The 21,771-nt window shown below is 60.2% G+C and carries 23 protein-coding genes; 17 read left to right on the top strand and 6 right to left on the bottom strand.

The features are described from left to right. Positions 1 to 32: 32 nt before the first annotated feature. The 10 genes from NMG46_RS16310 to NMG46_RS16265 all read left to right on the top strand — a co-directional run bounded on the left by NMG46_RS16310 (position 33) and on the right by NMG46_RS16265 (position 9,572). A complete protein-coding gene (locus NMG46_RS16310) occupies positions 33 to 1,127 on the top strand; it encodes a sugar ABC transporter substrate-binding protein (protein ID WP_254818644.1) in 1,095 nt (364 codons plus the stop codon). Between the two features lie 60 nt (positions 1,128 to 1,187). Further along, the gene (locus tag NMG46_RS16305; protein WP_254818643.1) at positions 1,188 to 2,147 is read left to right on the top strand and encodes an ABC transporter permease; all 960 of its coding nucleotides are present in this window, start codon (positions 1,188 to 1,190) and stop codon (positions 2,145 to 2,147) included. A 7-nt stretch (positions 2,148 to 2,154) separates the two neighbouring features. Then, positions 2,155 to 3,657 (top strand): sugar ABC transporter ATP-binding protein, encoded by a 1,503-nt coding sequence (locus NMG46_RS16300; protein ID WP_254818642.1) that lies wholly within the window; start codon positions 2,155 to 2,157, stop codon positions 3,655 to 3,657. Between the two features lie 2 nt (positions 3,658 to 3,659). After that, positions 3,660 to 4,595 (top strand): ABC transporter permease, encoded by a 936-nt coding sequence (locus NMG46_RS16295; protein ID WP_254818641.1) that lies wholly within the window; start codon positions 3,660 to 3,662, stop codon positions 4,593 to 4,595. A gap of 51 nt (positions 4,596 to 4,646) precedes the next feature. Then, the gene (locus NMG46_RS16290) at positions 4,647 to 5,411 is read left to right on the top strand and encodes an SDR family NAD(P)-dependent oxidoreductase (protein ID WP_254818640.1); all 765 of its coding nucleotides are present in this window, start codon (positions 4,647 to 4,649) and stop codon (positions 5,409 to 5,411) included. A 23-nt stretch (positions 5,412 to 5,434) separates the two neighbouring features. Next, positions 5,435 to 6,205: an L-iditol 2-dehydrogenase gene (locus tag NMG46_RS16285; protein ID WP_254818639.1), complete on the top strand. Its 771-nt coding sequence runs from the start codon at positions 5,435 to 5,437 to the stop codon at positions 6,203 to 6,205. Between the two features lie 6 nt (positions 6,206 to 6,211). Next, positions 6,212 to 7,159 carry a sugar kinase gene (locus tag NMG46_RS16280; RefSeq protein ID WP_254818638.1) on the top strand — a complete coding sequence of 316 codons (948 nt, stop codon included), beginning with the start codon at positions 6,212 to 6,214 and terminating at the stop codon, positions 7,157 to 7,159. Beyond that, a complete protein-coding gene (locus NMG46_RS16275; RefSeq protein ID WP_254818637.1) occupies positions 7,156 to 8,439 on the top strand; it encodes a D-tagatose-bisphosphate aldolase, class II, non-catalytic subunit in 1,284 nt (427 codons plus the stop codon). Before NMG46_RS16280 ends, NMG46_RS16275 begins: the two co-directional genes overlap by 4 nt. Before the next feature lie 247 nt (positions 8,440 to 8,686). Beyond that, entirely contained in the window at positions 8,687 to 8,920 is a 234-nt protein-coding gene (locus NMG46_RS16270; RefSeq protein WP_254818636.1) for a hypothetical protein, read from the top strand. 364 nt (positions 8,921 to 9,284) lie between these two features. Beyond that, positions 9,285 to 9,572, top strand: coding sequence for a hypothetical protein (locus NMG46_RS16265; protein WP_254818635.1), 288 nt, complete (start codon positions 9,285 to 9,287; stop codon positions 9,570 to 9,572). A gap of 858 nt (positions 9,573 to 10,430) precedes the next feature. Here NMG46_RS16265 and NMG46_RS16260 read toward each other — a convergent pair. Then, the gene (locus NMG46_RS16260; protein ID WP_254818634.1) at positions 10,431 to 10,790 is read right to left on the bottom strand and encodes a hypothetical protein; all 360 of its coding nucleotides are present in this window, start codon (positions 10,788 to 10,790) and stop codon (positions 10,431 to 10,433) included. Between NMG46_RS16260 and NMG46_RS16255 the strand changes: the two genes are divergently transcribed. Together NMG46_RS16255 and NMG46_RS16250 are read left to right on the top strand one after the other, a co-directional pair. After that, positions 10,768 to 11,523, top strand: coding sequence for a Fic family protein (locus NMG46_RS16255; RefSeq protein WP_254818633.1), 756 nt, complete (start codon positions 10,768 to 10,770; stop codon positions 11,521 to 11,523). The genes NMG46_RS16260 and NMG46_RS16255 overlap by 23 nt on opposite strands. A 206-nt stretch (positions 11,524 to 11,729) precedes the next feature. Next, positions 11,730 to 11,903, top strand: a complete 174-nt coding sequence (locus tag NMG46_RS16250; RefSeq protein ID WP_352480613.1) for a Fic/DOC family N-terminal domain-containing protein — start codon at positions 11,730 to 11,732, stop codon at positions 11,901 to 11,903. Between the two features lie 130 nt (positions 11,904 to 12,033). Here NMG46_RS16250 and NMG46_RS16245 read toward each other — a convergent pair whose 3' ends face one another. Together NMG46_RS16245 and NMG46_RS16235 are read right to left on the bottom strand one after the other, a co-directional pair. Next, positions 12,034 to 12,489, bottom strand: a complete 456-nt coding sequence (locus NMG46_RS16245; protein WP_254818632.1) for a MucR family transcriptional regulator — start codon at positions 12,487 to 12,489, stop codon at positions 12,034 to 12,036. Between the two features lie 643 nt (positions 12,490 to 13,132). Then, positions 13,133 to 15,523 carry a transketolase gene (locus NMG46_RS16235; protein ID WP_254818630.1) on the bottom strand — a complete coding sequence of 797 codons (2,391 nt, stop codon included), beginning with the start codon at positions 15,521 to 15,523 and terminating at the stop codon, positions 13,133 to 13,135. A gap of 129 nt (positions 15,524 to 15,652) precedes the next feature. Between NMG46_RS16235 and NMG46_RS16230 the strand changes: the two genes are divergently transcribed. Continuing rightward, positions 15,653 to 16,126 (top strand): Lrp/AsnC family transcriptional regulator, encoded by a 474-nt coding sequence (locus tag NMG46_RS16230; RefSeq protein ID WP_254818629.1) that lies wholly within the window; start codon positions 15,653 to 15,655, stop codon positions 16,124 to 16,126. Between the two features lie 130 nt (positions 16,127 to 16,256). On the opposite strand, the gene NMG46_RS16225 is transcribed toward NMG46_RS16230, so the two are convergent. Both NMG46_RS16225 and NMG46_RS16220 read right to left on the bottom strand, forming a co-directional pair. Continuing rightward, positions 16,257 to 16,889, bottom strand: coding sequence for an acyl-homoserine-lactone synthase (locus tag NMG46_RS16225; RefSeq protein WP_254818628.1), 633 nt, complete (start codon positions 16,887 to 16,889; stop codon positions 16,257 to 16,259). A 73-nt stretch (positions 16,890 to 16,962) separates the two neighbouring features. Further along, positions 16,963 to 17,781, bottom strand: coding sequence for an autoinducer binding domain-containing protein (locus NMG46_RS16220; RefSeq protein WP_254818627.1), 819 nt, complete (start codon positions 17,779 to 17,781; stop codon positions 16,963 to 16,965). Positions 17,782 to 17,838: 57 nt separating this feature from the next. Between NMG46_RS16220 and NMG46_RS16215 the strand changes: the two genes are divergently transcribed. After that, on the top strand, positions 17,839 to 18,054 hold the full coding sequence (locus NMG46_RS16215) for a helix-turn-helix domain-containing protein (protein ID WP_254818626.1): 216 nt from the start codon (positions 17,839 to 17,841) through the stop codon (positions 18,052 to 18,054). 23 nt (positions 18,055 to 18,077) lie between these two features. On the opposite strand, the gene NMG46_RS16210 is transcribed toward NMG46_RS16215, so the two are convergent. Next, positions 18,078 to 18,299, bottom strand: coding sequence for a helix-turn-helix domain-containing protein (locus NMG46_RS16210; RefSeq protein WP_368389304.1), 222 nt, complete (start codon positions 18,297 to 18,299; stop codon positions 18,078 to 18,080). A gap of 185 nt (positions 18,300 to 18,484) precedes the next feature. Between NMG46_RS16210 and NMG46_RS16205 the strand changes: the two genes are divergently transcribed. The 3 genes from NMG46_RS16205 to NMG46_RS16195 are packed head-to-tail and all read left to right on the top strand — an operon-like array spanning position 18,485 to position 21,721. Next, the gene (locus NMG46_RS16205) at positions 18,485 to 19,258 is read left to right on the top strand and encodes an IclR family transcriptional regulator (RefSeq protein ID WP_254818625.1); all 774 of its coding nucleotides are present in this window, start codon (positions 18,485 to 18,487) and stop codon (positions 19,256 to 19,258) included. After that, positions 19,248 to 20,441, top strand: a complete 1,194-nt coding sequence (locus NMG46_RS16200; RefSeq protein ID WP_254818624.1) for a Xaa-Pro peptidase family protein — start codon at positions 19,248 to 19,250, stop codon at positions 20,439 to 20,441. Before NMG46_RS16205 ends, NMG46_RS16200 begins: the two co-directional genes overlap by 11 nt. Next, on the top strand, positions 20,438 to 21,721 hold the full coding sequence (locus NMG46_RS16195) for a threonine synthase (RefSeq protein ID WP_254818623.1): 1,284 nt from the start codon (positions 20,438 to 20,440) through the stop codon (positions 21,719 to 21,721). The genes NMG46_RS16200 and NMG46_RS16195 overlap by 4 nt, the downstream gene beginning before the upstream one ends. The last annotated feature ends 50 nt before the right edge of the window (positions 21,722 to 21,771 follow it).

The raw sequence follows: 21,771 nt of genomic DNA, 5'->3' as shown, positions 1-21,771 counted from the left end.
GCCCGGACGCGCAGCATGAGGAGGATCAAAACATGTTCATTCGCAATTTCATGGAACGGTCGATGATTGACCGTCGCCGCTTTCTAATCGGCTCCGCCCTGGGTGCAGGAACGGTCGCGGTCTCAGCCGGGATCTGGCCTGCCCGGGCCGCCGGGACTTACTTGCTGGCCAGTTCGATCCGATCACTGTCGAACGCCTTCCACGCTGCGTGGAACAAGGGCGCCGAGGCCTTTGCCTCCAGCGTTGGCGAGGGTTATTCGGCACTGGTGACCGAAGGCAATAGCGAGAAGGGCATTGCCGATATCAAGGCCTTGCTTGCCAAGGCGGGTGACAAGGCCATTCTCGGCGTCGATCCGAACGACTCTCCGGACGCGCGCCCAATCGTCGAAGCGGTATCCGCCGCCAAGAGCCATGTTGTGACGGTTTGGAACAAGCCGAGCGATCTTCATCCTTGGGATTTCGGCGATAACTACGTCGCGCATTTCTCTTTCAACGGCATCCCGGCGGGCGAGCAGACAGCAAAATCACTGTTCGACACATTTGGCGGAGAAGGTGGCATCGTCGCGCTCGGAGGCATTGCCTCCAACACGCCGGCCATCGAACGCAAGGCTGGTTTGATGAAGGCGATCGAGGCGACCGGCGGCAAGGTGAAACTTCTCGATTTCCAGGACGCGGACTGGGATTCCACCAAGGCAACGAATATCGTCGGTGCGTGGATCACCCGCTTCGGCAGCGACATCAAAGGCATCTGGGCCGCCAATGACAGCATGGCCGTTGGCGCACTCGAGGCGCTGCGCGCAGAAGGCCTCGCCGGCAAGGTTCTGGTGACCGGCATCGACGGAACCAAGGATGCGGTGCAGGCTATCCGCAACAAGGAAATGGCGGCAACCGTCGACTGGGATCCCATCTGGATCGGCGGCATTGCGCTGTCGCTTGGCTACCAGGCCGCCACGGGCAAGTTCGTGCCTTCGAAAGAGCCTCAGGAACACCGTGAGTTCTACGGTACCGGCGTGATGATCACGCAGTCCGACGTCGAGGACTATTGGAAAACACATGTTGAAGCGACGCCGGCGATTGACTGGAACGATCTGTGGGGCCGCGTGACAGGCCAGATCAAATACAGCTGATAACGAGAGGCACCGGCGCCAACGCCGCCGGTGCCCTTCACCAGAGCTCAAGGAACGATGATGACCGTGACGAGGCTCCGCCTTGCCAGTGTAATGCCCTTATTGGTGCTGGCGGGGCTGTGTGTGGCGATCTCTATTGCGGAGCCGCGCTTTCTGTCGATCGACAATTTGATCCGCATCGCCGCCGCGTCGGCTGCGCCCCTGGTGCTGGCGCTTGGCGCAACCTTTGTCATTCTGATGGGATCGATTGACCTCTCGGTAGAGGGATCGATGGCGTTCGCTTCCGCCATTCTGGCGGCTTGCGTAGCGAATGCGAATGGAGCCGGACTCGATCTTGGCCTGGCCGCTTTGCCGCTTGTCATTGCCGCGGCCGCCCTGTTCGGCGCGCTTATCGGTGTGATTCACACCTATTTGAGGGTCCCGTCCTTCATGGCGAGCCTCGGTATGGGCTTCGTCGGCCTCGGCATTGCAACCATTATGCTGGGCGGCGAGCGGGTAGGCATTGTGGATGAAAGCATTCGCGCGCTCGCCTTGACGCGTATTCTGAACCTGCCCATTAGCATCTACGTCGCCACCTTCATGTTGGCGTTGGCCTGGGTGATCCAGAACCACACGCGGATCGGCCGTCGAATGCTGGCGCTGGGCGGCGCCGAACAACTGGTCGTCGCCTCGGGTGTCAATGTCAGGCACGTTCGAATATTGGTGTTCGCGATCGCGGGCGCCTTCTTCGGTGTAGGCGCGGTGCTGGCCTCGGCGCGTCTTGGCGCTTCCAGCGCACTGGTTGGTTCAGGCCAACTCTTCACGGCCATTAGCGCAGTGGTCGTGGGTGGAACCGCCCTGACCGGCGGCAGCGGCGGAGTCCTGGCGACGTTGCTCGGCGTGCTGATTGTGATGGTGCTCAACAACGGCATGGTCATTCTAGGGCTGCCAACTTTTGTGCAGCAGGGCGTGCTTGGCATCATGATCATCATCGCCGTCCTGCTCAACCAGCCCATCCGTGGCCTGGCGGTGGCGAAGTAGGTCCGCCATGCTTCAGCTCAACGACATTACAAAGAATTTCTACGGAGTTCAGGCCCTCAAAGAGGTCTCGCTTTCTGTACGGGTCGGGGAGGTCGTTGGTCTGGTTGGGGAGAACGGCGCGGGCAAGTCGACCCTGATGAAAGTGCTGAACGGCATCCACCAGCCCACCAACGGCTCGATCGAGATCAACGGCGCCAAACGCGTTCTGCGCGGCCCGCGGGATGCGGCGACCCATGGGATAGGCATGGTGTTCCAAGAGCAGTCGCTCGTGCCGAACATCTCGATTGCCGAGAATATCTTCCTCGGCAACGAAGCCCGTTTCGTTAAGTTCGGCCGCATCGACTGGCGGACCATGAATGACGCGGCACGCCAGCAATTGGCGAAAGTTGGTCTGGAGGTCGATCCAAATACGGTCACGGCCGATCTTTCCTTCATTCAGCGTCAGATGGTGGAGCTGGCTAAGGTGTTGACGCTGGAAGAGGCGGTCGCCGGCAACCTCTGCATTCTGCTCGATGAGCCGACATCCATGCTGGAACAGGCCGAGATCACAATCCTGTTCTCGGTCATCCGCAAGCTTCGCGGACGCGCCGGCATAGTATTCATCTCGCATCGTCTGGATGAAGTGATCGAGATATCGGACACCATCTATGTGATGAAGGACGGCGCGGTAGTCTCGCGGATGGAGAAGGCAGAGGCGTCGCCGTCGCGGATCCATCATCTGATGGTCGGCCGCGAGGTCGCAGCTTCCTATTACAAGCAGGAAGAGCGCCAACGGCCCGAAAAACAGATCGCGCTGAAGGTCAGGGGCCTCACAAAAGCTGGTGCATTCGAGGATATAAGCTTCGATCTGAATCAAGGCGAAGTGGCGGCACTGGTAGGAACGGAAGGCGCCGGCTCGGAACCGTTGATCCGCAGCCTATTTGGGCTTGAGAAAGTTGAGCGCGGGACGATCGAGCTGAATGGGATCGACCTCACCAATGTCCTGACGGATCGGTCGGTCGCAGCCGGGGTCGGCTACGTCCCGCGTGAGCGTAAGATCGAGGGCATCGTCGAAGAGATGTCTGTTCAGGAGAACATTTTTCTGCCGCTTGCGCGCCAGGCGACACGGTTCGGCCTGTTCGATTTCTCTAGAATGGCCAAGAAAACAAACGAGCTCATGGGCAAGCTGCGTATTAAGGCGCCGGACCGCTCGACGCCTTGCGTCAACCTTTCCGGCGGCAATCAGCAAAAGGTCGTGCTTGCCCGTTGGTATCGCACCGGCGCTCGGCTGTTCCTGCTCGACCATCCGACCCGTGGCCTCGATGTCGGCGCCAAAGAAGATGTGTATTCCCTGATCCGCGAAATATGCGCCGGCGGCGCGGCGGTAATCTTGATTGGCGACACGCTGGAGGAGGCACTGGGTCTGGCGCACACGATCGTCGTGCTGAAGGACGGGATGCAGACCGCTCGCTTTGATAACACCGCGGCAACGCCGCTCACGCCACTCGATTTGATCCCGCACATGGTGTGACGATGACCAAGTTTGCTGGCACCATTCCCTGGTTGGGGTTGATCGCTGCGATCCTGATCGTTGCCGCGTTTGATGCCAGCTTCCTTCGGCCGATGACGCTAATCGGCCTATTCTCCGATTCTGCCACACTGTTCCTGATGGCGCTCGGCATGACCTGGGTCATCTATATCGGGAGCATTGACCTTTCCTTGCAGGCGGTAGCGGCAGTCAGTTCGGTCATATTGGCGCTGTTGATCCCGCAATACGGCATGGTGGCAATTGCAGTCGCGCTTGTCGCAGGCGTTCTCTTCGGTCTCGTTTCGGGCTTCGTGCATGGTGTTCTGAAGCTGCCAAGTTTCATCGCGACGCTGGCCGTCGGCGGCATCGCCGCGACTGCTGCGCTCGCCCTGTCGGGCGAGCGCTCCATCCAGATCGATGCAACGCCGCGAACGGACTCACTGTCCTGGGCGATAGGTCGCACTCTCGACATTCCGAACGAAATCTGGGTCTCGCTGATCGTTCTTGCCTTGGCGATGGTGATCGAACAGATGACTCCGTTCGGCAAGGCCATGAAGGCGCTGGGCTCGGGGGAGCCCGCTGCACGGATCGCCGGCATACGCATCCAGCGCACAAAGCTGATCGTCTTCATGTTTGCTGGCCTTTTCGCAGCCCTGTCCGGAGTTGTGCTTGCCGGACGGCTTTCCAGCGGCTCGCCAACGATCGCCAATGAGTTCCTGCTTCCCGCCATCGCGGCAGTCGTGCTTGGCGGAACCTCGCTTGCGGGCGGCAGCGGAGGTGTACTGCGAACGCTGGTCGGGACGTTACTTATCGTCGTTGCGCGAACCGGTATGACCTTCATCGGCATCAACGCACTCGCCCAGCAGATCGTCTTTGGGCTCGTGCTTATTGCCGCTGTCAGCCTCAGCGCCGGAAGGGCCCAAAAAGGCATCATGAAATGATGCCCCACTCAACGCCGTCGCCCACCCACCCGATCCAGATAGGAAATCCCCATGATACTCGACAAGTTCAGACTTGATGGCAAGATTGCCTTGATTACTGGCGGCTCAAAGGGCATCGGCCTGGCCATCGCGCAGGGTTTGGGCGAAGCAGGCGCTCGTATCGTGTTGAGCGCGCGGGCCCTGCCGGCTGAGGCTGCGGAGACGCTTTCGGCTGCAGGCGTGCAGTATGATTTCGTCGACGCGGACTTGCGCGAAGCTGGCGCTTCCGATGCTTTGGTGAAGGAAACGGTGGGAAGGGCTGGCGGGCTCGACATCTTGGTGAACAATGCCGGCGTCGCCGTCCATGGCGACACCCCCTATTTCACTGACGACATGTGGCGTCAGATTATGAGCATCAATCTGGACGCTGTATTCCGTACCGCGCGCGCCGCACTGGTGCCGATGATGGCAAAGGGCTCAGGCGTCATCCTAAACATCGGATCGATTTCCGGCATCGTGTCCAACGTTCCGCAGCAACAGGTGGCCTACAATAGCTCCAAGGCAGCGGTTCACATGATGACTAAAAGCCTCGCAAGTGAACTGGCTCCGAAGAACATCCGTGTGAATGCCATCGCGCCGGGCTACATCGAAACCGACATGTCACGCGGCGGCATCGCCAATCCGGAGTGGTTCCCGATCTGGCGCGGCATGACGCCAATGAGCCGCGTTGGGCAGCCCGAAGAGGTCGCGGCCGCCGCGCTTTTCCTGTGCTCATCGGCTGCGAGCTATGTTACCGGCGAGGTGCTCGTTGTTGACGGCGGCTATACCACGCGCTGACCCAATTTCCGGAGAATCCGAATATGAAACTGAAAAACAAGGTCGCGGTCGTAACCGGTGGCGCGCAGGGCATTGGTGCGGGAATCGTGCGGGCCTATGCCGAAGAAGGGGCGCATGTGGTGATTGCCGATGTGGCGCTCCACGCCGCCGAGAGGCTCAGGGCGGAACTCGGCGGCGACGCTATGGCCATCAGGCTCGACGTCGGCAATCGTGTCTCAATCGACGCGATGATCGCCGAGGTGACGACCCGGCTCGGCGGGGTCGACATTCTCGTCAATAACGCAGCGGTTTTCGACATGGGCCCGTTTCTCGAGATCACCGAGGAGAGTTTCGACCGACAGTTCGATATCAACGTCAAGGGTCTGCTGTTCACGCTGCAGGCCGTTGCCAGCCACATGGTGGCGCAAGGCCGTCGAGGAAAAATCATCAATATGGCTTCACAGGCCGGCCGGCGTGGTGAAGCGCTTGTCGCTGTCTACTGTGCCACGAAAGCCGCTGTGATCAGCCTGACGCAATCAGCGGGCCTGGCACTGATCAAGCAGGGCATCAACGTCAACGGCATCGCCCCTGGGGTGGTCGATACGCCCATGTGGGACCGGGTCGATGCGCTGTTTGGTAAATATGAGAACCTCCCCCAGGGCGAAAAGAAGCGGCAGGTCGGTCTGGCCGTTCCGATGGGGCGCATGGGCAGGCCGGAAGACTATGGCGGGGCCGCGGTTTTCCTTGCGTCGGCCGATTCAGACTACGTCGTAGCCCAAACACTGAACGTTGACGGCGGCAACTGGATGAGTTGATTCATCATGAAGAAGGTGGTCACTATCGGTGAGATCGTCGTGGAGATCATGGCAACGACGATCGGCGATGGATTTCTGGAGCCGATCTCGCTGATGGGCCCGTTCCCGTCGGGTGCGCCAGCGATCTTCATCGACCAGGTTGCGCGCATGGGTCAGCCCTGCGGCATAGTGAGTTTTGTAGGGGACGACGATTTCGGTCGCACCAACCTCAACCGCCTCCGCCAGGATGGGGTCGATTGCTCGGCGATCGGTGTTGACCCCGACCGACCGACAGGTAGCGCTTTTGTGCGGTATCGGGATGATGGCTCGCGCGACTTCGTCTTCAACATTCGCCATAGCGCCTGCGCTTCGATAGCTATCACGGCAGAGGCGAAGGCGTTGCTTGCAGAAGCTGATCATCTTCACGTCATGGGCTCTTCGCTGGGTTCCGGTGGAACCGTCACTGCCATTCGCGAATCCATCAGCACGATTAAACAGCGTGGCGGCACCGTTTCCTTCGATCCGAATATCCGCAAGGAAATGCTTGGACTGTCGGGCATGCGAGAGGCGCTCGAATACGTCTTCAGTGAGACGGACCTGTTTCTACCGAGTGGCGATGAGCTCTATCTGTTTTGCAACGCGGCCACCGAAAAGGATGCCCTCCTGCAAATCCTGTCCTGCGGCGTGACAGCCGTCGTAATCAAGCGGGGCGCGGCAGGATCGAGCTTTTTCGATGCGGAAGGCTACGTCTCGATGTCAGGCTTTGAGGCCGAGGAAGTTGATCCGACCGGGGCAGGCGACTGTTTTGGCGGCGCGCTGGTCACCTGTTGGCTGCGCGGCATGGCACCGCGTGATGCGCTTGCTATCGCCAATGCCGCCGGCGCGCTTGCTGTCGGCAAACGTGGCCCTATGGAGGGCGCCGCGACCTGGGACGAGATTGAGCAATTTCTTTTGACCCGCCAAGGATCGCAATGACCACGCAATTTCTCCGCGACATACCACAGCGTCGCCGCTTCGGCGAAAACATTGGCATACCCTCGGTGTGTTCGGCCCATCCGCTGGTTCTGGAAGCAGCCTTGCGGAACGGACTTGCCACGGACGCTCCGGTGCTGATCGAAGCCACCTGCAATCAAGTCAACCAGCATGGCGGCTATACTGGTATGACCCCGGCTGATTTTCGACAGCTTGTCGAAGGCATGGCGGCGAAGGTCGGCTATCCGATTTCGCAGGTCATTCTGGGTGGGGATCATCTCGGACCAAATCCCTGGAAAGATCTGCCGGCGGCGCAGGCGATGGATCAGGCGCGCGGCATGATTTCTGCCTATGTGGAAGCGGGCTTTACCAAGCTTCATCTGGACACGAGCATGGGCTGCTCAGGCGAGCCAGCTTGGCTGCCGGATGAGATCACGGCCGACCGCGCCGCATCGCTGGCCGCCGTTTCGCTGGATGCCCGTCGGTGCGGCGGACACGAGCCGGCAGTCTACATCATAGGGACGGAAGTGCCGGCGCCCGGCGGAGCGATCCATGAGATAGATGCGCTTGAGCCTACGCGGCCGGCTGCCCTTGCGGAGACGATTGAGGTTCATCGACAGGCTTTCGACAGACATGGCGCCCAACAAGCCTTCGAGCAAGCGATCGGGGTCGTCGTGCAGCCGGGCGTCGAGTTTGGAAATGATAATGTGGCTATCTATGACCCGCCGAAGGCACGTGAGCTGCGCGCGGCTCTGGACCGTTTTCCGCAGTTCATTTTTGAAGCGCACTCGACCGACTATCAACCGGCGACCGCCCTCGCGGATCTGGTCCGCGAGGGGTTCGCCATCCTTAAGGTTGGCCCTTGGCTGACATTTGCATTGCGAGAGGCCTTCTACGGGCTCGACCAGATTGCGTATCAGCTCCAAGCAGGCCCCGCGGCGGGAACGCTAGCGGCCAAAATGGATCAGATCATGCTGGAAGAACCCGGCCACTGGCGCAGTCATTATCACGGCGATGAAAAGACACTGCGTGTTCAGCGGCATTTCAGCTACTCCGATCGAATCCGGTACTATTGGCCACGTGCTAGCGCCTCTGCTGCTGTGGCAGAATTGATGGAAAGCCTCGAAGGCAAGAAGATCCCGGAAACACTGATCAGCCAATATCTCGGGGCAGTCTACGATGGCGTTGCGGCCGGCAACGTGAAGCCCGAGTCGCGGCAGCTTGTGCTTGCGATGATCGGGCGTGTACTCGATCGCTATCAGCAGGCATGCCGTCCAACATAGGGCCAGACAGCTTTTTGCCTCTGGTCTACCCGACTTGCATCCGGCCAACTGGACCAGCTTCTCAAGTCTGGCTAGACTAGGTCCTCATAAAGGTATGTCATCACGCCGAGCCGCAGCACGCCCTCGCTGCCGGTCGAGTAATACCGCTACTTCAGCGCCGCCGACAGGATTCCAATGACGGTCTCATCGGTATCGGCGAGCCGCGAATCCATGCTAAGCCGCCGCCCTTTACGAAAGGACGACATCTGTGAGTGAACTGACCGTGGCCGAGGCGACCGAAAGTATCTATGCCTCGCTCCGGGCGGGCAATGCCGACATCGACGCAGGTATCGCGACGCTCAAGGCAGCTCTCACACGAGAGGGGATAAAACAGGCGGTGTTCGATCCGACCAAGTTGGCGCAGAACAATCGCTCGGGCCGCAAGTTGATGCAGGCTTATTTTCGGCAGCCCGGCGTGAGCGTGAGGTTTTCGGACCAATAGAACCGAGCGCGGGCGATCTCAGGCGCGCCGTTGGGAGTGATGGGCCTATACGGCGATTTGCCAACTGTAATCGGGACTGCGCCGCTCACCAGACATGAGACCATGCGGCGCTGCATGCTCACAGATGGACCCTCGCAATCCTGAAGCCGGAGGGACCAGCAAGAGCGCCGAGCAGCAGAGGCGCTCGGCCGAAGCGTCTCTCCAGCTGCCGTACTTCAAACTATTGCAAGACGTTCAAATTTGACCTTCCGCATTCATGCTCTGTCGAGCGTATCTCTTAGAGGCGCTTAAACCTTCTGCGCCGTAGGTTTTTGTCGGGCTGAATCGCCATCAGCGACGATGACGACGAAATAGGAGAACGCAAATGGCTCGCAATCACGTTGAACGTCTTAGAGAATTCAGGGAAATTCTGGTCGCGACTCGACGTGAAGGAGTCCGTAACGTGCACCATACTCGCGACGCAATGCGGGCAAGTGGCTTTCAAATTGGCGACAGCGACGGCTCCAGCTATGGAGTCGAGCTGAAGGTCCTCCAAGAGGAAATCGAGGCAGTCGATCGCGCCATCGAAGACGAGAAGCGGTTGGCCTTGACACTCGAGAGCGCGGCCCAATCCCGCCGGCCGATTAAGCCGAGGGTCGTGAAAGGAACATAGAATCAGGTACGAATCGCTCCTGGTCGTTCGAACCTGTCCAGCATCTTCGCGCGCGCCGGCATGGCCCACACGCCACGTTTGGAAGGCGCGCCGCCGCAGCGTATCAGGGTCTGCGCAAGACCGACTGCAGCACTCCATGGATGCAAAATCAGCCATGCCCACGCAACCCAGCGCAACCCCCTCCGCCCCCAGCCTGATGCCTTCGAGTATGAGCTCCGAAATTCGTTCGGACGCACCACTCTCGGATTTCTTCAGCTCGAGAACCGGGATGTCGGAAGAAAACACGCGGCGGCAGCGATGGGAGAATCCGTACCGCGGGAGTTGTCTTCAATGAGCGGTGCGGAACGCGACAGAGTTGTCACCACATAGAAGGTGTGAGCGACAAGGCTGACGGCATGGAGCGAGGCCTCGCGGACGGGCCACGCGCAAGGCTGGGAGGCGTGGGTGGATTGGGACGGCTACGCGTTCCAGACCGCGCCGCTGCCTTCCGGCACATCCTGTTGCTCCGACCAACGAGCAACTCAGCCCAATGGCACTGACGCCATCGGTAATTCCAGTCGCGCCCTGCCCGGCCGACCTTTGAGGCATTTCGGGTTGGTCTCCCGATCGGCGGCCGGCATCGGCAAGAGAGATCGGCAATCAATATCGGCAATTATGCTGACTTATGGTCTCGAATGCCTTACATTGCAGGCAATTGAGAACTATTGAGATCGGCAAATAATGCTTGAAACCCCTGCCCGCATCGAGCCACTGTTTTTTGGCGACGCGGTACCGACCGTTCTGGCAGATCTGGCGATCGAGTTGCAGAAGGCCGCCGATGACCTCGGCCGAGGCCTGCATCCGGAATCGGCTGCCGAACTAGCCGATCTCGTGCGCGTCATGAATTCTTACTACTCGAACTTGATCGAAGGCCACAACACCAGACCTCGAGATATCGAGAGTGCATTGGCCGGAGCCGAGATTGATCCCGAACGCCGCCCTCTCGCCTTGGAGGCCAAGGCCCATGTCGAAGTTCAGAGGATGATTGATGGTCTCGGTTTGCGTGGGGAACTGCCGAGCCCGACTTCGATCGATTTCATCCGGGGGGTTCATCGTGCCTTTTACGACGGGATGCCAGAGGAATTCCGGTTCATCGACAATCCTGACGGCACCAAGGCCGAGATCGTTCCCGGCGAGTTTCGGTTGTCCGCCGATCATGATGTCGTTGTCGGGCGCCATCAGCCGCCATCGTCTGACAGGATGGTGGTCTTTATGGAGTATTTCCAGAAACGGGTTTGCGATGGCCGAAAGGCAGGCCAGCCTGCGGATCATCGCGATTGCGTCAGCTTATCATCGCCTCAATTACATCCACCCGTTTCCAGACGGCAACGGCCGCGTCAGTCGGCTGATGTCTCACGCCATGGCGCTCAAGGCCGGGATCGGCGGCAATGGCCTGTGGTCGATATCTCGTGGTCTCGCTCGTGGACTGAAAGATCGTGGCGAATACAAGCGCATGATGGATCACGCCGACAGCCCAAGACAGGGCGACCGCGACGGCCGAGGAAATCTTTCGGAATCAGCACTCAAGGATTTCGTCGAATGGTTCCTGACAGTCGCGCTCGACCAGGTGCGGTTCTCGACCACGATGTTCGACCTCGGACGGCTCGAGGCTCGCTACCGCGCGCTGGTGAAGGATCTCGTCGACGACAAACGGGCACCTGATCTGGTGGCGGCAGTACTGCGGCACGGTAGGTTGCCCCGCGGCGATGCTAACTTCGTGCTGAAGACATCCGAGCGCACGGCACGGAACACGCTATCGGATCTCGTCGACCGCGGTTTCCTGAAGTCTGACACTCCGAAGACACCGGTGCGGATCGCTTTTCCTCTCGATTTCAGGGAACGGCTGTTTCCGAATCTCTTCACCGATGCCGAAGCCAATGTTCCCAAACCGCCCTCACTGTCTTTCAGTTGAGTGGAATTGTAGCAAGTTGCAGCATCGGGAGGGCCGCTTGCGGCGCCCAATTATGTCAATGGATTGCGATCCTATGATTTGACGACATGTCGTTGTCGAGGACATATCCCGCCCGACATGCTGATCGCATGGGGATTGGCCGACCGTTTCGCCCCTACAGCGACCTCCCGCCCCTTCCTCCGCGCCAGGATGTGGAGACAAGGGCGGTGCTGAAGGCCTGCATCGCGGCGCGAGCAGCACTGGCGGAACTGTGCGTGTCCGGACAGCTCATTCCCAACCAGGCCGTCCTGATCAACTCGATGCCTCCGCTTGAAGCCCAGGCAAGCTCGGAAATCGAAAACATCGTCACCACGACCGTAGGCTGTTCGCTTCGCCAATGAGTCCGGCAACCAGGTCAGGCGCTCCTCGGCCAATCTCTCAGCAGAACTTCGGCCGCGCCGGAGACCGACGCAACAACTCTGTCGCGAAGACCATCTAGACCTGATGGCCTGGCCCGACTGTCATGCACTGTCAGGCCTTGGCCTTGCGCTTTGCTGGTGCTTTCTTTGGCGGCGTTTTGGCACCCGCCTTGCGGCCGAGACCGGCAGCTTTGGCAAGAGCAGACCGCTGGGCCGCATAGCTAGGCGCTACCATAGGATAATCCCACGCCAAACCCCACTTGGCTCTGTACTCATCGGGTGTCATCCCAAGCAAGCCCAGGTGGCGCTTCATCGACTTGAACTTGCGCCCGTCCTCAAGGCTGATGATGTACTCGGGAAAGATCGACTTCTTGGGATTTACCGCGGGCGTAAGTACTGGTGAGGGTGCAGCGACGGGCTTAGCCAGGCCAGACAACGCAGAATTAACGCTGGCGATCAAATTCGGCAGATCCGCCACCGGCGTTGCGTTGCTCTGGACATAGGCGGCGACGATATCTGCTGTCAGTCCTAGAAGATCCGCATTTCTCTGCCAAATTGCTTCGTCCATCAAAATCATTCCCTTGTTGATCTCTGGCGTTCCTATTGGGAAAACTCGGCTTGCGCAATTGCAAACAACGATTGTTTGACGCCAGATTACTCTAACGGCCGACTTCGGTGCACTGACGCCTGCCAACCAAAATAGGAGATCGATCGGCCGGCTCTCGCCGATCGACCCAACTTCATCACGCACGGGCATCGTCGTGCGCTTCGAAGCGGGCGCGGTTCAACTCGGCGCAGACTTTCAAGTTTGTGAACATGGACATGGTCGCCTGCGACGGCCGGAGTTGCAAGGCGACCGATCACGTCTCCGTACTTGCGCACCTTGGAGCCTGGCGCGAGATCGCGCAGCACGAACTTGTCGCCTGTTTTCGAGTGACGCATGGAGGTTGAGAACCAGTCCGCCCCGCGCGCCAGGCGTTCGTGCCGAACTCGGGCCATGTTGCAATGCAGCATGGGCGCTGAAGGAGGAATGTCAACCGTGCGGGAGGAACACGAATTGCGCTGTGCTGTTAGCGAACCCGAGTTGCCAATCTCCCGCTTCAGGTGCTCGTGCAGATGTCTGGCAGCACCGATGGCGAGTTACCCTCGCTTCGCCACGAACGCGATTGGCGGCTGGCTACGCCGACGATCCCGGACGGCGACTCACAGCATCAATCCAGCGCGCGCAGGTGGCGGATTGGCCGGCCACCAGCAATGCGATCTGCGGCTGTGGCGATGGAATTGGCGTCGATGCCGAAGTGGCGGTAAAGGTCACCGATCGTCCCCGACTGGCCAAAGTGCTCGACGCCGAGACTGCGCGTGCGGTGGCCGTAAACTGAGCCCAGCCAGCCGAGTACCGCTGGGTGGCCATCTGCGACGGTAATGATCGCACAATGGGCTGGAAGGTCGGCGAACAGCCGTTCGACATGGCTTCTTGCATGAACAAGGCCGCGCTCACGTGCGCGGCTTGCCGCCGTCCAGCCTGCGTTCAAGCGATCGGCCGAAGTCACGGCCAGAAGACCGACGTCCCGACGGTCCTCGGCCATCATGCCGACCGCCTCGATGGCTTCCGGCGCGACGGCGCCTGTATAGGCGACGATCACCTCGGCATTCGGACCGGGACGCCGCAGCCAATAGCCGCCGTCCACAATGTCCTGCTCGAGCTCACGCTCCATGGGACGAATGATCTGCTCGACCGGGCGCGTCGAGAGCCGTAGATAGACCGAGCCGCCGGTCTCGTCGCGCAGCCAGGTACGCTCCGACTGCACGGCGTCGCCGTCGCGCTGCATATAATCCAGCGCAAAGCGCATGATGACGCCCAACTCGTCGACGAATGCCGGCTCGTAGGCGGCAAGCCCGTCTTGCGCCATGCCGATCAACTGGGTGGCGATCGACTGATGCGCGCCACCCTCCGGCGCCAGTGTGACTCCGGATGGCGTGGCTACAAGGAGGAAGCGCGCATCCTGATAGCAGGCATAGTTGAGCGCATCGAGACCGCGCTGGATGAACGGATCGTAGAGCGTGCCGATCGGTAGCAGCCGCTTGCCGAAGATCGAATGAGACAGCCCGAGCGCCGACAGCAAGATGAATAGATTGTTCTCGGCGATACCGAGCTCGATGTGCTGGCCAGATGGGCCGAATTCCCATTTCTGCGCCGAGGCTATGCGTTCGCTACGGAACGTGTCGGCAAGCGAGCGACGCGCGAACAGGCCGCGCCGGTTGACCCAGGGGCCGAGATTGGTTGAAACGGTGACATCGGGCGACGTCGTGACGATCGCGTCGGCAAGCGGCCCGCCGGCCCGTGCAATCTCATCCAGGATCCTACCGAAGCCGACCTGGGTGGAAATGCTGCCCTTGGCTTCCGGGCCGAGACGATCGGGGACGAGGATGCGCTGGGCGTGTCGGCGGCGTCGGCCTTTCGCGGCGAAAGGCACCGCATCGAGGAAGCGTCGGAGATCAACCTTGCCGATGTCCAAGCCTTCGAAGGGATCCCACTCCCGCCCCTCACCGATTGACATCGAAGCGCGAAAGGCTGCCATCTGATCCTTTGTCATCAGCCCGGCATGATTGTCTTTGTGGCCGGCCAGCGGCAGGCCGAAACCCTTGATTGTATAGGCGATGAAGCAGGTCGGCCGGTCGTTGTGGCGCGCCGTCTCAAAAGCTTCGATCAGGCACTGCAGGTCGTGGCCACCGAGATTTGTCATCAGCGCTGCGAGTTCGGCATCGGATCGCCGGTCGAGAAGTGATCTCACGACCGGCTTTTCGCCGATATCGGCAAGCAGCCGCTTGCGCCAGGCGCCGCCGCCTTGAAAGGTCAGGGCCGAATAGAGCTGGTTCGGACAGGCATCGATCCAGGCCTTCAGCGCCTCGCCGCCCGGTTCGGCGAAGGCGGCCTCGAGCAGCGAACCATATTTCAGGATCACGACGTCCCAGCCGAAATTCCTGAAGATACTTTCGAAGCGTTCCCAAAGGCCCTCGCGCACAACCGCATCGAGACTCTGGCGATTGTAGTCGACGACCCACCAGCAATTGCGCAAGCCATGTTTCCAGCCTTCCAGCAGCGCCTCGAAGATGTTGCCTTCGTCCATCTCGGCATCGCCGAGCAGCGCCACCATCCGGCCCTCGGTCACGCTCTCGTCGCGGGCTCTGAGATAATCCTGCACCAGAGAGGCGAACAGCGTCTGCGCGACGCCGAGGCCTACGGAGCCGGTAGAGAAATCGACGTCATCGACATCCTTGGTCCGCGACGGATAGCTTTGTGCGCCACCGAAGGCGCGAAATCCTTCGAGCTTCTCCCTCGTCTGATTGCCCAGAAGATACTGGATGGCGTGAAACACGGGCGAGGCGTGCGGCTTCACTGCAATGCGGTCGTCCGGCCTCAGCACGAAGAAATATAGCGCGGTCATGATCGTCGCCTGCGACGCCGAGGATGCCTGGTGTCCGCCAACCTTCAGCCCGTCGGCGTTCTCGCGCAGGTGATTGGCGTTATGGATCATCCATGTCGACAGCCAGAGGACCTTCTTCTCCAGCGCCGAAAGTGCCTCCATTTTTTGTTTGTCCATGCTGCAAGGCTCCCGGTTGCGATCGTCGCAATCATAGAGCTGAGCAAAAACCGATTGTCGCTAAACTTGCATGGGGTTGGCAGCTGCGTTAGCTGGTTTTGGCAATATCGACCAATGGAGTAACGCTTCATGCCAAAACGCCGACTGGACGATATCGACCGAAAGATCATTGCCGCGCTGCAGGTCGATGGCAGGATGACGGCGCAGCAGCTTGCTGAGCGAGTCGGCCTTTCGGCCTCGCCTTGCGCCCGCCGGGTCCGCCTGATGGAGGATATGGGTGTGATCACCGGCTATGCTGCCCTGATAGACCAGGACATGGTCGATCTGCCGATCTCGGTGTTTGCCTCGATCAAGCTTGAGCGCCAGCGCGAGAACGAGCTGAAGCGGTTCAATGCGGCAATCGCGCGCTGGCCGGAGGTCGTCGATTGCTATCTGATGACTGGCCAACGCGACTATTTGTTGCGTGTGGTGGTGCGCGACCTGCACGCCTATGAGCGCTTCCTGAAGGAAAAGCTGACCCGGCTCGATGGCGTCTCTTCGATCGAGTCCAGCTTCGCGCTTGCGCAGATAAAGCGGTCGAACCGGCTGCCGGTCGAGACATGATTTTCTCCAAACGTTGGCAAGTCAATCGCTTAGGTTTGGCTGACAGGTAGGTGCTCCATCGTCGGTATGCACGAACTTGTCTGCCAGACAGCATGTTCGTTCGAGGCCCCAAAAAGCGGATGGCCCTCGGTCAGGCCAGCCGCTTGATTGGCGTTTCGGTCCAAAGCACTGGGTCGGTCATGCGGTAGAATTGTCGCGTCGCGGCCAAGGCAGACGGGCCGACGTCGACCATCACGCCGATGATGGTCATGTCATCGCACTTGAATGAAGACCCAAGCTGCCTTGGGCACCAGCCGATCGATGCCAAGCGGTCGAACCAATACTCCTCACAGACAATCGTCAGATTGCTTATGCCTCTTTGAATGCAGAATTCCAGAATTCCGCAGTAGATCACGCCGGCGGCCTGGCAGGGTCGGCCGGGCTCGCGAAACTCCCGGGCCACGAAGAATCTCGTCCACTCATAGATATCGGCTCGGCGCGGAACGCCATCTTCGGCAAGTTGCGGAAAGGTCTCGCTCATCAGATGCGGCCTGAGGCTCGGCACCAGGCGGGATCCGGCAACGACACCCCTTCCCGGCTGAATGCCGAGCAGATGAATCGCCTCTGGTGTATCAAACGGGTCGATCTCGCGACGGTCGGGCCGCCTCAGCTCATGCCAGCCACGTTCATCGACATAGATTTCATGTCGCAGGCGGAAGTAACTGTCGAGATCGCCTCGATAGGCAAAGCTGTTTGACGCGTCGACGACGTGGACCTGAATCATTGCGGTTCCTCGATATGGAACCCCATCCGACCACGCGACGATTGCCCATGAAATACCCAGATCTGAGGATGGATCAAAGTTCGATTTCGCGCCTGCGATAAGCCTCGACGATGGCGTGCACGACGTTGGCGGCGCTGAGCTTCTGCTTGATGTTGCGCAGGTGGGTCGTCACGGTGTTTTCCGAAATACCAAGTATTCGGGAAACCTCCCATGCGGTCTTCCCGCCAGCGACCCACTGCAGGATTTCACGCTCCCGTAGGGAAAGCTTTTGTCTCGGCCGCTTGAGCGAGCTGCCAACGAGCCGTTCGGCAGCCGAGTAGGCATGGCGCGCAAGGGCATGAACGGTGCAGCGCACCGTCGGCGCCAAATCAATTTCGCGTCCGGCAACCGTTACACAGGCCGGATCGCCAAATGACGCCTGGATTGGGATGCAGATCCCGTCCCAAAGCCCAAACTCTTTTGCCTCATCCATCACCTTCCTTGCATTGCTGTTCGTCAGGCCGTGATGAACGTCCCTCCAAAGGAACGGCCCGATCGCACCACGGCACAAAGCAACGCAAGGGTCATGGCGATAATGTCCGGCAGCCATGTAGTGGTCGTACCATTCCCCCGGCCAACCGTTGACAAGGATGTGTCCATCCAGCGATCCGGTGTCCTGGCGTGGCAATTCGGTGACGAGACAGGCTGCATAGCCGTGACGTTCGATGCTCTTGCGCAGTTGCCGAATGATTTCGGCGACGCTGCTTGCACGATCAATCAGCGCGGTTGCTTCAAAGATTTGCGTTAACTGGTGCTTTAAGACGCTCCCATGAACCGCCGACATTTCACACCCTTCAATGTACTGAGACAAAGTAAGAATAAATAAGTTAGGCCCGACCGCAACCTGCGGCATGACGTTTGACTACTATAGTAGGTGGCACTAAAGGGCGCGTTCTGACTGCCTCGCCGCATGAGGCTGAGGTCGGTTTTTGCTCGCAATCTGAGGTTGCTTCGCCAAGGTTCCGGCTTGTCGCAAGAACAACTCGCGGACCTTGCCGGCCTTGATCGCAACTATGTCGGCAAGCTGGAGCGGGAGGAGAACTCACCGACCATCGATACCTTGGAGGTGCTGGCGTTGGCATTGCAGGTTGACGTGGAGCAACTCATTCGTCGCAACGCGCCATGATCCACCGGCCAGGAGGGCGAGGATCAGGATTTTCTGCTGCGTCGGGCGCGCGGCGTCGCGGCTGGGGCGTCTTTGCCTGGCCGTTTGGTCAATTCCTCGATGTCGACGCTTAATGCAGTGGCAAGCTTTGCAAGCGACAGAATTGTGGGATTGCGCCGGCCGGCCTCCAGACCACTCAGATAGGCGCGCGTGAACCCTGAACGGAACGACAGTTCCTCTTGAGAGAGGGCTTGTGCGCGCCGAATCCTCTGTACGTTCTAGCCGACAACCACCCGTAGGTCCATGAGGTCATGGTCGTCGCTGCGTACACTTTAGGACGACACACTATAGTGAACATTCGTCATTGACAGGCGCCACCATTGCTGCTTTTCTCACCATATTACGGAACGCTATTCCGAAATAAGGAACGCTAGTGACAGGAAATCTTTCGTTGGAACGTGGCCTTGCGGTTCTCAATGTCCTCAAGGAAGCGGACGAGGCGGTCGGGGTGCGCGAACTCGCCCGCCGCCTTGAGCAGAGTGCTCCCGCCGTGCAGCGAATTCTGAACACCCTGGCAGAGCAGGGCTATGTCGAGCAGTCGCCAGACTCGCGGCGCTATCGGCTGGGTCACTCCGTGCTGGCGCTGGCGCGGAAGGTCCTGGGCAGAGATCGCCTGGTTGGTCTGGCTGAAATCGAACTGCAGGCGCTGGCCGCCGAAGGTTGCTTCAACGCATTCCTCGGCATCAGGCGGGGCAATTGCGGTATTTATCTCCTGACCGTGCAAAGCAAGAGTCCGGTCGTCATTCGCTCGTCACCCGGTGAAACTTTCCCCCTGCACTCCACCGCATTGGGTAAGGCACTCCTGATGGAGCTGAGCGGCGAAGCAGTCGTTGGAATTCTCGGACAGGGTCCGCTGGAGCAGGTTGCCGTACGCACAGTCACGGACCCGCACAAGCTCGTGGCTCAGATCAGAGCCTCCGAATCTATCGGCTACACAACCTCTCTGGACGAGAACTTTACCGGACTGATCGCAGTCGGCGCGCCGCTTCGCGATGCATCAGGCACAATCACCGCGGCGATAAGTGTGGCCTACCCGCGGTCAGTGGGACCGCATGTCGAGATCGCCGAGGTCGGAGAGGCAGTAACGGCAGCTGCGGCGCGCATCTCGGCCGGCCTCGGCTTTCCGGAAGCAATACAGGCTCGGGATTCGCACCATGCTGCTTAACGAGGCCCGCCTGAAACAATGCATGACGGCAGCCGGGCTTGATGCCGTCATAGCCACGACGCCGGAAAACGTGACCTATATGAGCGGCTTCTGGGCGCTGCCGCAATGGATCCGTCGTGGCCCGCAGACCTATGTGGTGTGGCCGGCTCCTGACAAGGGCGCGCCTGAAATCATCGCCAGCACCAGCACGCTCGACCTCATTGCCGATCAGGAAGTCCGGGTAAGCAAGGTGCGGCCCTACGGCGACTTTTACGCCGATGTCGCTTCCTCGACCGCCGTAGACCGCGCCAATGAACAACACCTCCAGCTTCGCGACCTGCCGAGGCATGGCGATGCAATCGCGGCTTTGGTCGCGGCATTGGAGGAAGCCCAGCTCGGCCGCGCGCGGATCGGCATAGACGAGGCGGGGCTCGCGCCAGGATACCAGGAAACCCTGAGAGCTCATTTTCCCAATGCGTCGTTCCTACCAGCCACCGCGTTGCTTCGCGAGGTTCGTGCCGTAAAGACGGCAGATGAAATCGAACGGCTCGGTCAAGTTGCCCAGATTGCCGAACGGTCCATTCAAGCAGCACTCGCTGTTGCTCAGGAAGGCGCCACCGAGGCTGACCTGGCGCGCGCTTTTCATGTCAGGACGGTCGAGGAAGGCGCCCTGCCCGTACTGGGATGCATCGGCTTTGGTGAGCGCAGCGCGCTCATGAACGTCCAGCCGTCTGACCGCAAGTTGCGCGCTGGAGAGATCATCCGCTTCGACGTCGGTGGCCGGTTTCGGCACTACCGCGCCGACATTGCCCGCATCGCCACGCTGGGCGAGCCGCCGCCGCAGGCGCATCGGCTTCAGCAGGCGCTGCTGCGCGGCGTTCAGCACGCCTGCGACATCATCCGACCCGGCCTGCCTGCAGCACAGCTCTTCGAGGCGGTGGTGCGTGTGGTCCAGCGCGAAGGAATTGCCCACTACGAGCGTGATCACGTCGGCCATGGCATCGGCCTTGATGGTTATGATGCGCCGACGCTCTCGGCGCGCAGTACAGACGTCCTTGAAGAAGGAATGGTGCTGTGCGTGGAGACCCCCTACTACGAAATCGGCCGCTGGGGACTCCAGGTGGAGGACATGATGGTCGTTCGCCAGGCCGGAGTGGAGAAGCTGACAGAGACGCACAACGCAATCACCCGGGTGCCGCTATGAGCCGCGCGGCAGGTTTTTCCTGTATTCGATGCGGCGCCTTGTTCCGGATCGATACCAAAATCGACTCACGCGGCTGCCCGATATGCTGCGGCGAAGCGCCAGCCAATCTTCGGGTCGTCTACGATCCATCCGCAGCGACATCGGCCGCTTCCGCAGCGCTCCCCTCGCTTTGGCGGTATGCCGACATGCTTCCTTGTGGGCTCAGCGATGCAATCTCCCTGGGCGAGGGTCTGACGCCGCTGTTGAGAGCCGAGAGGCTGGGAAAGCAGCTCGGCGTCCCCAAGCTGCTTATCAAGGACGAGGGCGCAAACCCTACGTGGTCCCACAAGGACCGCTTCTCGACCGTGGCGGTGTCGATGGCACGCTTGAGTGGCGTTCGCGTCGTGGCGACTGCTTCGTCGGGCAACGCCGGGGCCTCACTTGCCGCCTATGCTGCACGGGCGGGCTTGAAATGCGTTGTTGTCACATTCTCAGGCACCGCCGGCGCAATGTTGGCGCAGATCCGCAAATACGGCGCAAGCGTCGTATCCCTGGCCGACAAGTCCCATCGCTGGCCATTGCTTGCCGCTGGTACCGAGCGCCTCGGATGGTTTGCAACGTCGCCGTTTCACAGCCCCGTGGTGGGCAGTCATCCTGTCGGGATCGAGGGCTACAAGACCCTGGCTTACGAGATCGTCGAACAGATGCACGGAGCCGTGCCGGACTGGTGCGCCTTGCCTGTTTGCTATGGCGACGCGCTTGCCGGGCTCTGGTGGGGATTCAAGGATCTTCTCAGCCAAGGCAGGATCGATCGGTTGCCGAGACTCGTGGCGGCGGAAGTGCACGGATCTTTGGCCAAAGCGCTTGCCGGCAAGGCCGATCTGGTCGCCGAGGTTCCCGCGGGCTTCGACACGCTGGCCATCTCGATCGGCACCACACGAAGCACGTTTCAGGCGCTCAATGCGCTGCGTGAATCTGGCGGCATGGCAATGCCGGTCGGAAACTTCGGCCTGATAGCCATGCAGCAGCAGCTTGCGGCCACCGAGGGAGTGTTTGCCGAGCTTGCCTCGGTGACGCCATTTGCGGCTATTGAATCCTTGAGACGGGAGGGCACGATCGCGCGGTCGGACAGCGTCGTTGCCATCGTGACAGCGAGCGGCCTCAAGGATTTGGATCGTTCGACCGGCCCGGACCAAGCACAACAATCGTTTCGGTCAGTTGCCGAAGCGTGGGAATACATTGGCGAGGACAGTGACTATTTCACGCCCTCTCATCAACAATGCGCGACCAAGATGCCCTGAAGAGAAGATAGAGACGATCATGAACAGACGCGACTTGTGATCGACTGATG

It is taken from the genome of Mesorhizobium sp. LMG 17147 (assembly GCF_024297145.1).
GTDB lineage: Bacteria > Pseudomonadota > Alphaproteobacteria > Rhizobiales > Rhizobiaceae > Mesorhizobium.
This window is presented reverse-complemented; position numbering and strand designations above follow the sequence as displayed.

Coding starts and splice junctions, on each gene's coding strand:
- NMG46_RS16195 (WP_254818623.1), top strand. CDS start 20,438: ATGAGCCGCGCGGCAGGTTTTTCCTGTATTCGATGCGGCGCCTTGTTC.
- NMG46_RS16310 (WP_254818644.1), top strand. CDS start 33: ATGTTCATTCGCAATTTCATGGAACGGTCGATGATTGACCGTCGCCGC.
- NMG46_RS16280 (WP_254818638.1), top strand. CDS start 6,212: ATGAAGAAGGTGGTCACTATCGGTGAGATCGTCGTGGAGATCATGGCA.
- NMG46_RS16260 (WP_254818634.1), bottom strand. CDS start 10,790: ATGGCGCCCGACAACGACATCATGATCGGCGGACAACCGAAACTCGCC.
- NMG46_RS16295 (WP_254818641.1), top strand. CDS start 3,660: ATGACCAAGTTTGCTGGCACCATTCCCTGGTTGGGGTTGATCGCTGCG.
- NMG46_RS16215 (WP_254818626.1), top strand. CDS start 17,839: ATGAGGCTGAGGTCGGTTTTTGCTCGCAATCTGAGGTTGCTTCGCCAA.
- NMG46_RS16225 (WP_254818628.1), bottom strand. CDS start 16,889: ATGATTCAGGTCCACGTCGTCGACGCGTCAAACAGCTTTGCCTATCGA.
- NMG46_RS16235 (WP_254818630.1), bottom strand. CDS start 15,523: ATGGACAAACAAAAAATGGAGGCACTTTCGGCGCTGGAGAAGAAGGTC.
- NMG46_RS16305 (WP_254818643.1), top strand. CDS start 1,188: ATGACCGTGACGAGGCTCCGCCTTGCCAGTGTAATGCCCTTATTGGTG.
- NMG46_RS16275 (WP_254818637.1), top strand. CDS start 7,156: ATGACCACGCAATTTCTCCGCGACATACCACAGCGTCGCCGCTTCGGC.
- NMG46_RS16285 (WP_254818639.1), top strand. CDS start 5,435: ATGAAACTGAAAAACAAGGTCGCGGTCGTAACCGGTGGCGCGCAGGGC.
- NMG46_RS16255 (WP_254818633.1), top strand. CDS start 10,768: ATGATGTCGTTGTCGGGCGCCATCAGCCGCCATCGTCTGACAGGATGG.
- NMG46_RS16300 (WP_254818642.1), top strand. CDS start 2,155: ATGCTTCAGCTCAACGACATTACAAAGAATTTCTACGGAGTTCAGGCC.
- NMG46_RS16230 (WP_254818629.1), top strand. CDS start 15,653: ATGCCAAAACGCCGACTGGACGATATCGACCGAAAGATCATTGCCGCG.
- NMG46_RS16290 (WP_254818640.1), top strand. CDS start 4,647: ATGATACTCGACAAGTTCAGACTTGATGGCAAGATTGCCTTGATTACT.
- NMG46_RS16245 (WP_254818632.1), bottom strand. CDS start 12,489: ATGGACGAAGCAATTTGGCAGAGAAATGCGGATCTTCTAGGACTGACA.
- NMG46_RS16265 (WP_254818635.1), top strand. CDS start 9,285: ATGGCTCGCAATCACGTTGAACGTCTTAGAGAATTCAGGGAAATTCTG.
- NMG46_RS16200 (WP_254818624.1), top strand. CDS start 19,248: ATGCTGCTTAACGAGGCCCGCCTGAAACAATGCATGACGGCAGCCGGG.
- NMG46_RS16220 (WP_254818627.1), bottom strand. CDS start 17,781: ATGCCGCAGGTTGCGGTCGGGCCTAACTTATTTATTCTTACTTTGTCT.